The sequence below is a fragment of the Pseudomonas spirodelae genome (assembly GCF_034653255.1).
GTDB lineage: Bacteria > Pseudomonadota > Gammaproteobacteria > Pseudomonadales > Pseudomonadaceae > Aquipseudomonas > Aquipseudomonas spirodelae.
In genome coordinates this window covers 1-13,712 of the sequence record NZ_JAYEET010000035.1, presented here as the reverse complement: position 1 = coordinate 13,712, position 13,712 = coordinate 1, and the positions used below count along the sequence as shown (strand labels likewise).

Here is a 13,712-nt window from a genome sequence, read left to right as displayed (position 1 = left end):
CGACACGAGGTCGGGTTGTTTGTGTGGCTGGCAAGTATTAAGGCGTATCGGCTGGTAAGCGCAGTTGGGTGACTTCCTTGTTGAGCAGGTCGATACGCTTGGCCATGCTCTCGATCAGGCTGTGGGCAATCCTCGGGTTGCTCTGCATGAGGCTGAGGAACTGCTCTTTGGGGATCACCATGACCGTGCAGGGCTCGCTGGCCAAGACGGTGGCGCTGCGCCTTTCGCGTGTGAACACCGCCATGGCGCCGAAGATTTCATCTTTCTGCACATCACCGACTCTATGCCCGTCGACATAGGCTTCGGCATGGCCCTCGATAATGATGAATACGTTATCAGCGATATCGCCCTGATGGATCAGCTCTTCACCTGCGGCAAAGTGCTGGAAGCCAGTGGAGGGGCGGATTTCAGGTTGCTTCAGGCGCGCCAACGCATCAGACAGCAGTGCGGTATGGCCGATCAGGTATTGAAGAAACAGTTCCTGGCGTTGTTCGTCTGCATAAATGTGTTTGAACACCTCACTGCGCGAGTAAGGAATCAGGCTCAGTTGTTCTTCGCTGCTGTAACGACAGCTGGGCATATCTAGCCCCTGGCGCAGACCAACCAAGTCACCTTCTTGCAGGTAAAACAATGGGCGCTCATCGACGACCGCATGTAACAGGCCATTTTCGATGATAAAAAGTTGATTGCCAGGCAGGGCCTTGGCGAGGTCTTCCGCTTGTTCCAGTCGCAAAGGCGGCCCAGCAGGTGCAAGCCCATCGAGCAATTGAGTGGGGATGCTTTGTAGTCGGTTGATCAGCTGATCGGCGTAGGCCGGTTGCTCCCCGAGTAAGTACATGAGCGAATTTCCTTGAACTGGCTGGGCATACTAAACCGCACGAACGTCCCTAAAACAATAGTGCCCAGCGCGCCTCAGGTAAATCAAAAGCCTGAGAGGTTGTGAGCTAGCTCTTGTTGTTATGTGCAGTTTCATCGAGCTGGTCATTTAGTTCGGCCTTATGGCCAGGCGGCAGCTCGTTCCAGTGTACATCCAACAGTGCGCCCTCTATTGCGTAGAGCAGCACTTTAGAGGCCCTGAACCCCCGTGCGCGTACGGCTCGATAGGCGCTGACTGCGCCCAGCCGGCGCAGGTCGTTGGCGTTGTGAATGCCAACTGCGTGCAGCCACTGGGCAGACGTTTTGCCTAGATTTTTCAAATGTTGCAGTTCATCGTTCATCAAGCCTCCTTGCGCTGCTAGGCAGTTGTGCGGATGGCGTCAGAGTGGAATGCCTGCCGGAAAGTGTAGCGGTCAGCCGGTAAAGTGTGGCCGTTTGGCATTAAAAGTGTGGCCGTTTGGCATTAGCTGAGGCTATTCCGGATTGCCCGCGTGACTCAGCGGGTGTTGTAGCGCAGGCGAGTGCCAAAATTGACCGACATAAGAATCTCGTCAGCCGTCAGCGTGGCGGGGAAGTAGGCGCCGGATATCTGCGCATGAGCCAGGCTGGCTCCCTCAAGTTGCGCCTCACGCAAGTCTAGGCCGCGTAAGTCGGTGCCGCGGAAGTAGGCGTTGGTAAAGTTGATACCGTGTGCATCCAGCGCACGTAGGTCGAGCCCGCGAAAATCACCGTCGCTCAGATCAACGACCGTGTCTTTGGGCTTCTGGGCATTAAAGGCAGAGATATTTTCATTGTGGATCAGGGCATACAGCTGGTTGTCCAATTGCCTGGGCTGACTCATGGGGTGTCTCCATGTCGGGTATCCCCAGTATAGAAGCCACGGCGCGCTCTGCTCGCGCCGCAACTAAATCGCCCCGGCAGATCTTTACAGGTTGGGCAGGCGCTGGCGGATACGCGCAATCAGGGTGTCCAAGCTTGCGCTTTGGTGGGTGTCGACACGCTTGCTCTGCAGTAGCTCTTCTGCGCTGAGCGGTTCGCGACTGGCTTGCTGGGCCCGTACGACCTCCATGCTGGCGTCGGACTGGTCAGTGCCCGCGGCCTTGCGTTGCTCCAGCCAGCTGGCGATTGTTTCGTCGGGTGCGCAGCATTCCAGAATCACGAAAGGCGCACCGCACGCTTCGGCAACCTGGCTGGCAGCCTCACGTTGAGCTTGTTTGAGGTAGGTGGCGTCAATCACAACGGGGAAGCCAGCATGCAGCGCCGCTTCGGCCAGTTGGTGCAGGCGTTGATAGGTGGCGGCACTGGCGTCCTGGGTGTAGATGCCGGCACTGAGCTTGCCGAGGTCGGCATCCTGTTGTTCGCCGAACAGGCGTTTACGTTCCACATCCGAGCGCAGGCGAATAGCCCCGAGCGCTTCGACCAGGCGCATGGCCACATGGCTTTTGCCAACCGCTGAAACCCCGTGGGTGATGGCCAGGAAGCTGGACGGGATGGCGCTGTAGCTTTCCGCCAGGTTGGCATAGTTGCGGTATTGGCGCAGGGTGACGGCCCTTTGTACGGCGTCGCTCTGATGGGCCAGGCTGAACAGTGCAACCTTGGCGCGCACCAGCGCACGGTAAGCTTTGTAGAAATTCAGCAGTTCCAACGCTTGGTAGTCACCGGTGTGCTCCAGCCAGGCATTGATAAAGCGCCAGGCATGCGCCTTGAGGCCGCGGTCTTCAAGGTCCATCGCCAGGAAGGCGGCGTCCAGGGCAATATCAATCAGGCGGAACGGCTCATTGAATTCGATGCAGTCGAACAGCACCACCTGATCGTCCAGCAGGGTGGCGTTGCCCAGGTGGATATCGCCATGGCATTCGCGGATCGAACCGTTTGCCGCACGTGTGGCCAGCAGCGGCTCAAGGCGCTCGTAGTTAGCTTCGGTCCAGGCCTCCAAGGCTTCGAGTTGCTGCAGGTCGGCTGCGTCCTTGAGCATGGGGCGGATTTGTTCAAAGTTCTGCCGCATCGGCGCGACGATCGCCTCAGGCGCACAGAGCGCATGATCGGCTGCTACCGCAGGCGTTGCCGCATGGAACTCGGCAATCTGTTTGGCCAGCGCGTCGATATGTGCTTCGCTCAGTTCGCCACGCGCCTGAACATCGCTGAGCAACTGGCTCTGCGGGAATTGACGCATTTTCAGGGCGTACTCGATGGCCGGGCCGCTGCCGCCGAGTTGCGGTGCTTCGGCGCTGCCGCTGATCGGTAACACCTCCAGATAAAGGCCTTGGGTTAGGCGTTGGTTGAGGCGCAGCTCTTCCTTGCAGAAATGCTCACGGGAGCTGAGGTCGGTGAAGTCGAGAAAGCCGAAATTCATCGGTTTTTTGATTTTGTAGGCAAAGGGGCCGGTAAGCACCACCCAGGAAATATGGGTTTCGATGACCTGGAACTGCTCTACAGGGTGAGGGTAGAGGGCCGGGTTCTGCAGTGCGGCGATCAGAGCTTGGCTCACGGGCGATCCTTGGCGTTGTACTGAATAAGAGGCGGCCATTATGGACGCTCAACGTCCGTCTGCAAACCGCTGCGCTGGCCTGCTGGCAAGTAGGCAAAGTGCGTATAATGCCGCGCCATGACTCGTACCCGATCTTCCCGTCCCCGTTCTAAACGCCGTTCTAGCGGTATGCGCCCTTGGTTGGGCTGGGCTATCAAGCTCAGTCTGGTTGGCCTGGTGGTGCTCGCCGTGTTTGCGGTTTATCTCGATGCTGTGGTGCAGGAGAAATTCTCCGGTAAGCGCTGGACTGTGCCCGCCAAAGTCTATGCCAGGCCACTGGAGTTGTTCGTTGGGCAGAAGTTGGCCAAGACTGACTTTCTTAAGGAGCTGGATGCTCTCGGGTATCGCCGTGAAGGCGCGGTAAGTGGCCCTGGTGGCGTTTCTGTGGCGGGCAACAACATTGAGCTGTTTTCGCGTGGCTTCCAGTTTTATGAAAGCAACGAACCCTCGCAGCGTGTCCGTGTGCGTTTTTCGGGTGACTACGTCGCCGGCCTGACTCAAGCAGGCGGCGGCAACCTGGCGGTGGCGCGCCTCGAACCGCTTTTAATTGGTGGTCTTTATCCTGCGCACCAGGAAGACCGTGTGCTGATCAAGATCGATCAGGTACCGCCTTATCTGGTTGAAACTCTTGTTGCGATTGAAGACCGTGAGTTCTTCAACCACTTTGGCGTGTCGCCCAAGGGCATTGCTCGCGCCGTGTGGATCAACGCGACCGCCGGACAACTGCGTCAGGGCGGCAGTACCCTGACCCAGCAGTTGGTTAAAAACTTCTACCTGACCAACGAACGCAGCCTGTCGCGCAAGGCGACTGAAGCCATGATGGCGGTGTTGCTGGAGCTGCATTACGACAAGAAGGACATTCTCGAGGCGTACCTCAATGAGGTTTTCTTGGGGCAAGACGGCCAGCGTGCCGTGCACGGCTTTGGCCTGGCCAGCCAGTACTTCTTCAGTCAGCCGCTGTCTGAGTTAAAGCTTGATCAGGTAGCGCTGCTGGTGGGTATGGTCAAAGGGCCGACGTATTACAACCCGCGGCGCAACCCTGAGCGCGCATTGGAGCGGCGTAATCTGGTGCTCGATGTGCTGGCCGAGCAGGGCGTGGCGAGCGCGGCCGAGGTGGCTGCAGCGAAACAGAAGCCATTGGGTATAACCCAGCGCGGCACTCTGGCGGACAGCTCGTTCCCGGCCTTCCTTGATCTGGTCAAGCGCCAGCTACGTGAGGATTATCAGGAGCAGGATCTGACTGAAGAAGGCCTGCGTATCTTCACCAGCTTCGACCCGATTATGCAGCTCAAGGCAGAAAGCGCCTTGGCTGACACCTTAAAACGGCTGTCCGGGCGTAAGGGTGTGGACCAAGTCGAGGCCGGAGTGGTCGTGACCAGCCCGGAAAGTGGTGAGGTGCAGGCCATTATTGGCAGTCGCCAGCCGCGTTTCGCCGGGTTCAACCGGGCGCTGGATGCGGTGCGGCCGATTGGTTCGTTGATCAAGCCGGCGATTTACCTGACGGCATTGGAGCGGCCCAGCCAATACACCTTGACCAGCTTGATCGAAGATCAGCCGTTCTCTATCAAGGGGCAGGATGGTCAGGTCTGGAAGCCGCAGAACTATGACCGTAAGGCCCATGGCACGATTTACCTGTATCAGGGCTTGGTTAATTCCTACAACCTATCGACCGCCAAACTTGGCCTGGAACTCGGTGTGCCGGAGGTCTTGAAGACGCTGGACCGTTTGGGCGTTGAACAGAAGTGGCCCGCCTATCCGTCGATGCTGCTGGGGGCCGGTGGCCTGAGCCCGTTGAGCGTGGCGAACATGTACCAGACGTTGGCCAATGGTGGCTTCAATACGCCATTGCGCGGTATTCGTAACGTATTAACGGCCGAGGGTGAGCCGCTCAAGCGCTACCCGTTCCAGATACAGCAACGTTTTGACAGCGGCGCGATTTATCTGCTGCAGAACGCCATGCAGCGCACGATGTCTGAGGGTACAGGGCGCTCGGTGTATAACCAGCTGCCGCGCTCTCTGGCATTAGCAGGCAAGACCGGGACCAGTAACGACTCGCGTGATAGCTGGTTTGCCGGATTTAGTCAGGATGTCTTGGCTGTAGTCTGGTTGGGGCGTGATGACAATGGCCCAACTCCGCTGACCGGTGCTACGGGTGCGCTGCAGGTGTGGGCAGACTTTATGCGCAAGGCTGACCCGCTACCGCTGGACATGCCAGTACCGGATAACGTGGTGCTTGCTTGGGTCGATGCCAGTAGCGGGCAGGGCACTGATCCGAGTTGCCCGAATGCAGTACAGATGCCGTATATTCGCGGCAGCCAGCCCGTCGCGGGTCCGGCCTGCGGTATTCAGGCACCGGTCAACGAAGTGATGGATTGGGTGCGCGGCTGGTTGGATTAAGTGAGAGGGTTTGACGTGAATAAGTGGTTGATTCCAGCTGTAACGGCTTCGCTGATGCTGGCAGGTTGCAGCACTGTGCCACGTGGCTCGATTCCAGTTGTCGATGGCGGTTCGTCGATCGGTAGCGCGCAGTCAGGCACGCCCGGTGGTTATGGCAATCAGAGCTCTCAGCCACAGGCGCTGCCTGAAGATTCCGGTGTGGTGGTGATGGTGCCGGGCGGTGGTGGCAGCTCTATGCCGATTCAGTCGTTCCCTGCCGGCAACGCTCCGTTGGAGACGACTATTAGCACCCAGCCATGGAGTGCCACCCCACCTGCGGCCCCGCAAAGCGGCTATGTGGAACCGACACCGAGTGGTATTCCAAGCGGTGGGTTGGCAATGGATGAGCAGCTGGATGGACCGGTACTGGCCTTGTTGACGACAGCTCAGCAGCAACAGGGTGGTGGTGATCTGAATGGCGCCGCTTCTAGCCTGGAGCGTGCTCAGCGGATTGCGCCGCGTGAGCCTCAGGTGCTCTATCGCCTGGCGGAAGTGCGGCTGGCTCAGGGGGATGCGTCACAGGCCGAGCAGTTCGCCCGGCGTGGTTTGAGTTACGCCAGTGGCCGTCCTGCACTGCAGGCCAGTCTATGGAACCTCATCGCCCAGGCCCGAGAGCGTCAAGGTGATGCAGCGGGTGCCGCGCAGGCGCGTGAGCAGGCGCGAGTGAGCCTCTGATGGATGCGCGTACGCCTGTGGTGGCAGAACAGTTACTGCTGATTGAGCGTGAGTTGCGACTGCAGGGCTGGTGGGATGCGCAAGCGCCTGATGCGCAGGCGTTGTCCAGCCAGCTGCCGTTCAGTGTCGATACGCTGGCGTTCGAACAGTGGCTGCAATGGATATTTTTACCGCGGATGAAGCAGTTGCTTGAGGCTGGAGCGCAATTGCCCAGTGTTTCTGGCATCCAGTCTATGGCGGAGCAGGTGTACGACGGGCAGCCTGATAAGGCCAGAGGGCTAATCAAACTATTGGGTGAGTTTGATCAGCTGATCGTTGGCGCGACCTGAGTCGCGCCACTTCGCTTACTTGCAGTTATCCGTAATCGATTTTTGCGTTTCGCTGATGCGTGCCTGGCGTTCTTCTTCGTTTAGGCGCCGCAACTCGCCGTCGACTTCCACGCGAACACGCGGATTGTTCTGCAGCTGAGCCAAATTGGTACGCATATCTGTGCAGTACTTCTTACGCTCGGCTTCTTTGGCGGCTATTTCCTGTTTGACCTTCTTATCAATCGCGGCCTGCTCAGGGTCGGCGATGCTCTCGAAGGTCGGCGCGGCCTTCTTCTCTTCGCTTGCCACTGGCTTTGGTTGGGGTGTCGCTGTGTTGATGCTGGTGGCTTCTTGGCCTTGCGGCGGCTGTGCACCGAAATGCGTCACGCCTTGGGCGTCGACCCACTTGTAAACCTGGCTGGCCATGGCGGTGGCGCTCATGGCGAGCAGCAAGCTGCTGGTGATAATCATGCGGCGCATGCGGTTTCCTTATGTTGAGCTGCGGTGCCTGCTGAGTACTATAACCAAAATGATCGCGTCTTCATCCTGCGTTGCGTCACAGCAGAAGATTGCAGATTGAATAACTGATTGCTTGACTTGGCTGCGCCGAATCCCAACAATTCCACGCTCGCTGTAGTGGAGTTTGCCGCAAGCAGGCTTTAGCTCAGTAGACATGAGGCGCACACCCGCGCCGACCTGTTACACCCGCAACGCGTTACCTCGCGCTGGGTGGGAGAACCCCGCAACACCTTGGGGCTTTCCCAATGCTTGCTCAGTAGTAGCTGACGTAGTCGGCGACCACCGTCGCTCATGCTCTGCTGGCAGTAAACCTATCTTAGGCCGTCCTCCTTGTTGGGCGGTTTTCTGGCGTTTTAGAGGTGAACAACGTGGAGCTTTTATCCGGCGCTGAAATGGTCGTCCGCTTTTTGCGTGACGAAGGCGTTAAGAACATTTATGGGTACCCAGGCGGTGCTCTTCTGCATATCTACGATGCCTTGTTCAAAGAGCCGGAAGTGAATCACATCCTGGTTCGTCACGAGCAAGCTGCAACCCATATGGCTGACGGTTATGCCCGTGCTACCGGTAAAGCCGGTGTAGTGCTGGTAACCTCTGGCCCTGGCGCAACCAATGCCATTACCGGTATTGCGACGGCCTACATGGACTCCATTCCGATGGTGGTGTTGTCTGGCCAAGTGCCTAGCAATATGGTCGGCACTGATGCGTTCCAGGAAACCGATATGATCGGTATCTCCCGGCCGATCGTGAAGCACAGCTTTATGATCAAGCACGCCTCGGAAATCCCGGAAGTCATGAAAAAAGCCTTCTATCTGGCGGAGTCCGGTCGTCCTGGTCCAGTGGTTGTAGATATCCCGAAGGATATGACCAACCCAGCTGAGAAGTTCGAATACGTCTATCCGAAGAAGGTCAAGCTGCGCTCCTACAGCCCCGCATTGCGTGGCCACTCTGGGCAGATTCGCAAGGCAGCCGAATTACTGCTGACGGCCAAACGTCCGATTATCTATTCCGGTGGTGGCGTGATCATGGGGGGTGCTGCAGCGCCGCTGACTGAACTCGCGCAAATGCTCAACCTGCCAGTCACCAACACCCTGATGGGCTTGGGCGGCTATCCAGGAACCGATCGCCAGTTCCTTGGCATGCTCGGTATGCACGGTAGCTACACCGCTAACCTGGCTATGCACCATGCTGATGTGATTGTCGCTGTGGGCGCGCGCTTCGATGACCGCGTGATCAATGGCGCGAGCAAATTCTGCCCGCATGCCAAGATCATTCACGTCGATATCGATCCGGCCTCAATCTCCAAAACCATCAAGGCCGACATCCCAATTGTGGGGCCGGTTGATAGCGTGATGACCGAAATGGTCGCCATCCTCAAAGAGATCGGCGAGCAACTGAACAAAGATGCGTTGTCGAGCTGGTGGAAGCAGATTGAAGAGTGGCGCGGCGGCCGCATCATGTTCCCTTACGACAAGGGTGACGGCAGCATCATCAAGCCGCAAACCGTGATCGAGACGCTGTCCGAAGTCACCGGTGGCGACGCGTTCGTGACCTCCGACGTTGGCCAGCACCAAATGTTTGCCGCGCAGTACTACCGTTTCAACAAGCCGAACCGCTGGATCAACTCGGGCGGCCTGGGCACCATGGGCTTTGGTTTCCCTGCAGCCATGGGTGTGAAGCTGAGCTTTCCGGATGATGACGTTGCCTGTGTAACGGGTGAGGGCAGCATCCAGATGAATATCCAAGAGCTCTCGACCTGCCTGCAGTACGGTTTGCCGGTGAAGATCGTCAACCTGAACAACGGCGCGCTGGGTATGGTGCGTCAATGGCAGGACATGAACTACAACAGCCGTCACTCGCATTCCTATATGGAATCGTTGCCGGACTTCGTCAAACTGGCTGAGGCCTATGGCCATGTCGGCATGCGTATCACTGATCTGAAAGATCTTAAGCCGATGATGGAAGAGGCCTTCGCGATGAAAGATCGCCTGGTGTTCCTCGATATTCAGGTTGATACCAGTGAGCACGTCTACCCGATGCAAATCAAAGACGGTGCAATGCGCGACATGTGGCTGAGCAAGACGGAGCGGACCTAATCATGCGACACATTATTTCTTTGCTGCTGGAAAACGAGCCCGGCGCACTGTCACGTGTTGTGGGTCTCTTCTCGCAGCGCAACTACAACATCGAAAGCCTGACTGTGGCGCCGACCGAAGACCCGACCCTGTCGCGTCTGACGTTGACCACTGTGGGGCACGATGAAGTCATTGAGCAGATCACTAAGAACCTCAACAAGCTGGTTGAAGTGGTCAAGCTGGTCGACTTGTCGGAGAGCGCTCACGTTGAGCGCGAGCTGATGTTGGTTAAGGTTAAGGCCACTGGCGCTCAGCGTGCCGAGGTCAAGCGCACCACCGATATCTTCCGCGGACAGATCGTTGATGTAACCAGTAGCGTGTACACCATTCAGTTGGCTGGCACGAGTGACAAGCTGGACAGCTTTATTCAGGCCGTCGGCACCGCGTCGATCCTGGAAACCGTTCGCAGTGGTGTAACGGGCATTGCGCGTGGCGATAAAGTGCTGAGCATCTGATCCTTGTTGTACAAAAAAGCCCTGCATATGCAGGGCTTTTTCGTTTCTGATTGCTAAGTCTGTCTGTTCCAGAAGGCGTTGATAAGTGGTTCTTTGAGGCGTTTCTCCAGCGCAAACAGGCCAATGTCGTAGGCGGTCAGCGGTGGCTGAATGTCATAAGTGCGGATGCGAGCGGTCAATGGGCTATTGTCGAGCACGATTTGCGGAACCACTCCAATACCAAAGCCTAGGCTGACCATGCTGACAATGGCTTCGTTACCGCTGACCTGTGCATAAATTCGCGGTTTGATGCTGTGGTTTTTCAGCCAGCGGTCTGTGCGTGTTCGGGCAAGGCCTTCCTCTGAAAGAATCATCGGCACTTCCCGCCAGTTCGCGGCGTTAGGGTTTTTCAATTGCTCATCAGTTAATAGTTGGGGTGACAGTGGGCCGATAAAGCACAGCGCAGAGCGGGCAATTGGCTGGAACTCAATACCGGCCGGCAGGCTGTCGGGGCGTGCGCCGATTGCGAGGTCTTCAAGGCCTTCTTGTACGCGTTGCACCGCTTTGGCGGCGTCGCCTGTGTGCAGCTTCATCTCAATGCGTGGGTAGTCCTGGCGAAAGCTGCTCAGGATGTCGTAAAGGAAGCTGTAGCTGGCCGTTACTGAGCAATACAGCGAGAGTTCACCATGCAAGATCAGTTGATCCTGTTTGAAGGTCTGGCGCATAGCCTGCAAACCGCTTATGACCTCTTTGGCGTATTCACGAAATTGGTTGCCCTCGCGGGTCAGGCTGACTGAGCGGTTGTCTCTCAGAAACAGCGGCGCACCAAGCTCATCCTCAAGCTGCTTGATACTGCGGCTGAGGGCGGAAGGGCTGACATGCTGTTCGCGGCTCGTCTTGCCGAAATGCAGGTTGTCGGCTAGGGAGAGGAACAGTCTTAGGGCGTGGCTATCCATGGATATTTCAATTTTCGGCATGTTGTATTGCGAATATATCATTTTACGCAATTTGGCTGATCACTTAAGGTGGCTCTGTCGCGGTGCTTGCACCCATCCCTTTCGATTAGAAGAGCTAAGAACATGAAAGTTTATTACGACAAAGACTGTGACCTTTCGATCATCCAGGGCAAGAAAGTTGCCATCATCGGCTACGGTTCCCAGGGCCATGCTCAAGCGTGCAACCTGAAAGATTCCGGCGTTGACGTGACTGTTGGTCTGCGTAAAGGCTCGGCCACCGTTGCCAAGGCTGAGGCCCACGGCCTGAAAGTGACCGACGTAGCCAGCGCTGTTGCTGCAGCTGACCTGGTCATGATCCTGACCCCGGACGAGTTTCAGTCGCAGCTGTACAAGAACGAAGTTGAGCCGAACATCAAGAAAGGCGCTACCTTGGCCTTCTCCCACGGTTTTGCGATCCACTACAACCAGGTTGTGCCGCGCGCCGACCTCGACGTAATCATGATCGCGCCGAAAGCACCAGGTCACACCGTGCGTACCGAGTTTGTCAAAGGCGGCGGTATCCCTGACCTGATCGCTGTTTACCAGGATGCTTCCGGCAACGCTAAAAACGTTGCGCTGTCTTACGCCTCGGGCGTTGGCGGTGGTCGTACCGGTATCATCGAAACTACTTTCAAAGACGAGACCGAAACCGATCTGTTCGGTGAGCAGGCCGTACTGTGTGGCGGTACCGTTGAGCTGGTTAAAGCGGGCTTTGAAACCTTGGTTGAAGCCGGCTATGCACCTGAGATGGCTTACTTCGAGTGCTTGCATGAACTGAAGCTGATCGTGGATCTCATGTACGAAGGCGGTATCGCCAACATGAACTACTCGATCTCCAACAACGCCGAATACGGTGAGTACGTAACTGGTCCTGAGGTTATCAACGCCGAATCCCGCCAGGCTATGCGCAACGCGCTGAAGCGGATTCAGGACGGCGAATACGCGAAGATGTTCATCAGTGAAGGTGCCACCAACTATCCTTCGATGACTGCCAAACGTCGTAACAACGCTGCCCACGGTATCGAGATCATTGGTGAGCAACTGCGCTCCATGATGCCGTGGATCGGCGCCAACAAAATCGTCGACAAAGCTAAGAACTAAGCACTGTTGATGTGAGAAAAAACGCGGCCAAGGCCGCGTTTTTTCATTGTGCGGTAAGGCTTCTGGTATAAAGCCTGGGTGTTGATGGGCTCTACGATGAATTCTAAACGGTAGTGCTTGTCGAAATTCTCCAAATACGTTGCAAGGTGTTGTTCATGAATGAGCGTCCAGATGAGCCCCAATCTTCCGGCGATGCAGAAAGTCTGCTGCCAATCGATGAGCATATAGAGGAGGGGCATGACGCTGAGGGGCGTAAGGTCCGTCACCGCGGCATTTATCTACTGCCTAACCTGTTTACCACAGCTAATTTGTTTGCCGGTTTCTACGCCATCATCAATGCCATGAACGGTAACTTTTATGTAGCGGCCGCTGCAGTGTTTGTCGCTATGGTGCTCGATGGGCTTGATGGGCGGGTGGCGCGCCTGACCAATACTCAGAGTGCCTTTGGTGCAGAGTATGATTCGCTGTCCGACATGGTTGCCTTTGGTGTGGCTCCGGCACTGCTCGCCTTTGAATGGGCGCTGGGCAGTATGGGTAAGGTTGGCTGGATGGTCGCCTTCATTTATGTAGCTGGCGCTGCCTTGCGTCTAGCGCGCTTCAATACGCAGATTGGCAGTACCGATAAGCGTTACTTTATTGGCTTGGCCAGCCCGGCTGCTGCGGGTGTGGTAGCGGGTACAGTGTGGGCGTTCAGTGATTTCGGCATCAAGGGCTCAAATATGGCCTTTGCCGTTGCGATTCTGGTAGCTGCTGCAGGCATGCTGATGGTCAGCAATATCAAGTACAACAGCTTTAAGGATCTCGACTTGAAAGGTCGAGTGCCTTTTGTGGCCATCTTGGCCGTAGTGTTGTTGTTTGCGGTTGTGTTCAGCGATCCACCGCGAATTCTGCTGATCATCTTCCTGGCTTACGCGGCTTCTGGGCCAATCCAGTACCTGCTTCGCTTGCGTCGCGCTAAAAGCGCTTAGCAGCTGCGGGGTAAGATCGATAAAGCCGTTGAAGCGTCAGCTTCAACGGCTTTGTCGTTTCTGCGGGCGGCGCACATTGGTCGCTGGGTCGGGAGCTTACGGCGGGCATTGAGGCAAAGGCTTGGCAATCGCCTCGCCTTTATCGTGCTCTCTTTTATGCTGCGCTGCTCCTCAGGTGTATGCGGTTCCTTAAACTTCTTATAAAACAATGGGTTGATTTATAAGAAGGGGTTGCAAAGCAGCAAAAGCTGCGTAGAATGCGCCGTGCTGGCGGGGTGGTGGTTTGATTCTGTTGGTGGTTCGATCGAGATGATCGAAAGCGGTAAAAGAGGCGGTTGGCAGTGGTTTGAAACGCTGTAGAATTCGCCTCCCGCTGACGAGAAGCTAGGTGTTGATCGAAGGCGCAAGTGGTTGAGATTGAAAAGAAATTTTCGAAATCACTTGACGTAAGATGAGGCTGCTGTAGAATTCGCGCCTCGGTTGAGACGAAAGACTTAACCACCCGCTCTTTAACAACTGAATCAAGCAATTCGTGTGGGTGCTTGTGAGGTAAGACTGCTAGTCGCAAGATTATCAGCATCACAAGTTACTCCGCGAGAAATCAAAGATGTAACCAACGATTGCTGAGCTAAGTTTAGGGTTTTCTCAAAACCCAAGCAGTATTGAACTGAAGAGTTTGATCATGGCTCAGATTGAACGCTGGCGGCAGGCCTAACACATGCAAGTCGAGCGGTAGAGAGA

13 protein-coding genes and 1 rRNA gene are annotated in these 13,712 nt (G+C 56.4%); 8 read left to right on the top strand and 6 right to left on the bottom strand.

The features are described 5' to 3' along the window. Positions 1-37: 37 nt before the first annotated feature. The 4 genes from SOP97_RS10200 to SOP97_RS10185 form a co-directional block, all read right to left on the bottom strand. Complete coding sequence (locus SOP97_RS10200) at positions 38-838, bottom strand: Crp/Fnr family transcriptional regulator (RefSeq protein WP_274086165.1); 801 nt, start codon at positions 836-838, stop codon at positions 38-40. 106 nt (positions 839-944) lie between these two features. Next, positions 945-1,217 carry a TfoX/Sxy family protein gene (locus SOP97_RS10195; protein WP_322949155.1) on the bottom strand — a complete coding sequence of 91 codons (273 nt, stop codon included), beginning with the start codon at positions 1,215-1,217 and terminating at the stop codon, positions 945-947. Between the two features lie 155 nt (positions 1,218-1,372). Beyond that, complete coding sequence (locus SOP97_RS10190) at positions 1,373-1,717, bottom strand: pentapeptide repeat-containing protein (RefSeq protein WP_322949154.1); 345 nt, start codon at positions 1,715-1,717, stop codon at positions 1,373-1,375. Positions 1,718-1,801: 84 nt separating this feature from the next. Further along, positions 1,802-3,364, bottom strand: coding sequence for a bifunctional aminoglycoside phosphotransferase/ATP-binding protein (locus SOP97_RS10185; protein WP_322949153.1), 1,563 nt, complete (start codon positions 3,362-3,364; stop codon positions 1,802-1,804). A gap of 117 nt (positions 3,365-3,481) precedes the next feature. Here SOP97_RS10185 and mrcB point away from each other — a divergent pair, with 117 nt between their 5' ends. The 3 genes from mrcB to SOP97_RS10170 are packed head-to-tail and all read left to right on the top strand — an operon-like array spanning position 3,482 to position 6,843. Continuing rightward, positions 3,482-5,800, top strand: coding sequence for a penicillin-binding protein 1B (mrcB, locus tag SOP97_RS10180; RefSeq protein ID WP_322949152.1), 2,319 nt, complete (start codon positions 3,482-3,484; stop codon positions 5,798-5,800). A 15-nt stretch (positions 5,801-5,815) separates the two neighbouring features. Continuing rightward, a complete protein-coding gene (locus SOP97_RS10175; RefSeq protein WP_322949151.1) occupies positions 5,816-6,514 on the top strand; it encodes a tetratricopeptide repeat protein in 699 nt (232 codons plus the stop codon). Continuing rightward, positions 6,514-6,843 (top strand): YqcC family protein, encoded by a 330-nt coding sequence (locus SOP97_RS10170; protein ID WP_322949150.1) that lies wholly within the window; start codon positions 6,514-6,516, stop codon positions 6,841-6,843. The genes SOP97_RS10175 and SOP97_RS10170 overlap by 1 nt, the downstream gene beginning before the upstream one ends. 15 nt (positions 6,844-6,858) lie before the next feature. Here SOP97_RS10170 and SOP97_RS10165 read toward each other — a convergent pair whose 3' ends face one another. Continuing rightward, positions 6,859-7,302 (bottom strand): DUF4124 domain-containing protein, encoded by a 444-nt coding sequence (locus SOP97_RS10165; RefSeq protein ID WP_322949149.1) that lies wholly within the window; start codon positions 7,300-7,302, stop codon positions 6,859-6,861. A gap of 407 nt (positions 7,303-7,709) precedes the next feature. On the opposite strand from SOP97_RS10165, the gene SOP97_RS10160 reads away from it, so the two are divergent. Then, on the top strand, positions 7,710-9,434 hold the full coding sequence (locus SOP97_RS10160) for an acetolactate synthase 3 large subunit (protein ID WP_322949148.1): 1,725 nt from the start codon (positions 7,710-7,712) through the stop codon (positions 9,432-9,434). A gap of 2 nt (positions 9,435-9,436) precedes the next feature. Continuing rightward, entirely contained in the window at positions 9,437-9,928 is a 492-nt protein-coding gene (gene ilvN, locus SOP97_RS10155) for an acetolactate synthase small subunit (protein WP_274086156.1), read from the top strand. Between the two features lie 53 nt (positions 9,929-9,981). Here the strand turns inward: ilvN and ilvY are convergent, their stop codons facing one another. Continuing rightward, the gene (gene ilvY, locus SOP97_RS10150; protein WP_322949147.1) at positions 9,982-10,863 is read right to left on the bottom strand and encodes an HTH-type transcriptional activator IlvY; all 882 of its coding nucleotides are present in this window, start codon (positions 10,861-10,863) and stop codon (positions 9,982-9,984) included. 105 nt (positions 10,864-10,968) lie between these two features. On the opposite strand from ilvY, the gene ilvC reads away from it, so the two are divergent. The 3 genes from ilvC to SOP97_RS10135 all read left to right on the top strand — a co-directional run. After that, on the top strand, positions 10,969-12,003 hold the full coding sequence (ilvC, locus tag SOP97_RS10145) for a ketol-acid reductoisomerase (protein ID WP_322949205.1): 1,035 nt from the start codon (positions 10,969-10,971) through the stop codon (positions 12,001-12,003). A gap of 155 nt (positions 12,004-12,158) precedes the next feature. Next, the gene (gene pssA, locus SOP97_RS10140) at positions 12,159-12,971 is read left to right on the top strand and encodes a CDP-diacylglycerol--serine O-phosphatidyltransferase (protein ID WP_322949146.1); all 813 of its coding nucleotides are present in this window, start codon (positions 12,159-12,161) and stop codon (positions 12,969-12,971) included. Between the two features lie 664 nt (positions 12,972-13,635). Next, positions 13,636-13,712, top strand: a 16S ribosomal RNA gene (locus tag SOP97_RS10135); the annotation flags it as partial.

Coding starts and splice junctions, on each gene's coding strand:
- ilvN (WP_274086156.1), top strand. CDS start 9,437: ATGCGACACATTATTTCTTTGCTGCTGGAAAACGAGCCCGGCGCACTG.
- mrcB (WP_322949152.1), top strand. CDS start 3,482: ATGACTCGTACCCGATCTTCCCGTCCCCGTTCTAAACGCCGTTCTAGC.
- SOP97_RS10165 (WP_322949149.1), bottom strand. CDS start 7,302: ATGCGCCGCATGATTATCACCAGCAGCTTGCTGCTCGCCATGAGCGCC.
- SOP97_RS10190 (WP_322949154.1), bottom strand. CDS start 1,717: ATGAGTCAGCCCAGGCAATTGGACAACCAGCTGTATGCCCTGATCCAC.
- SOP97_RS10200 (WP_274086165.1), bottom strand. CDS start 838: ATGTACTTACTCGGGGAGCAACCGGCCTACGCCGATCAGCTGATCAAC.
- ilvY (WP_322949147.1), bottom strand. CDS start 10,863: ATGGATAGCCACGCCCTAAGACTGTTCCTCTCCCTAGCCGACAACCTG.
- SOP97_RS10195 (WP_322949155.1), bottom strand. CDS start 1,217: ATGAACGATGAACTGCAACATTTGAAAAATCTAGGCAAAACGTCTGCC.
- pssA (WP_322949146.1), top strand. CDS start 12,159: ATGAATGAGCGTCCAGATGAGCCCCAATCTTCCGGCGATGCAGAAAGT.
- SOP97_RS10170 (WP_322949150.1), top strand. CDS start 6,514: ATGGATGCGCGTACGCCTGTGGTGGCAGAACAGTTACTGCTGATTGAG.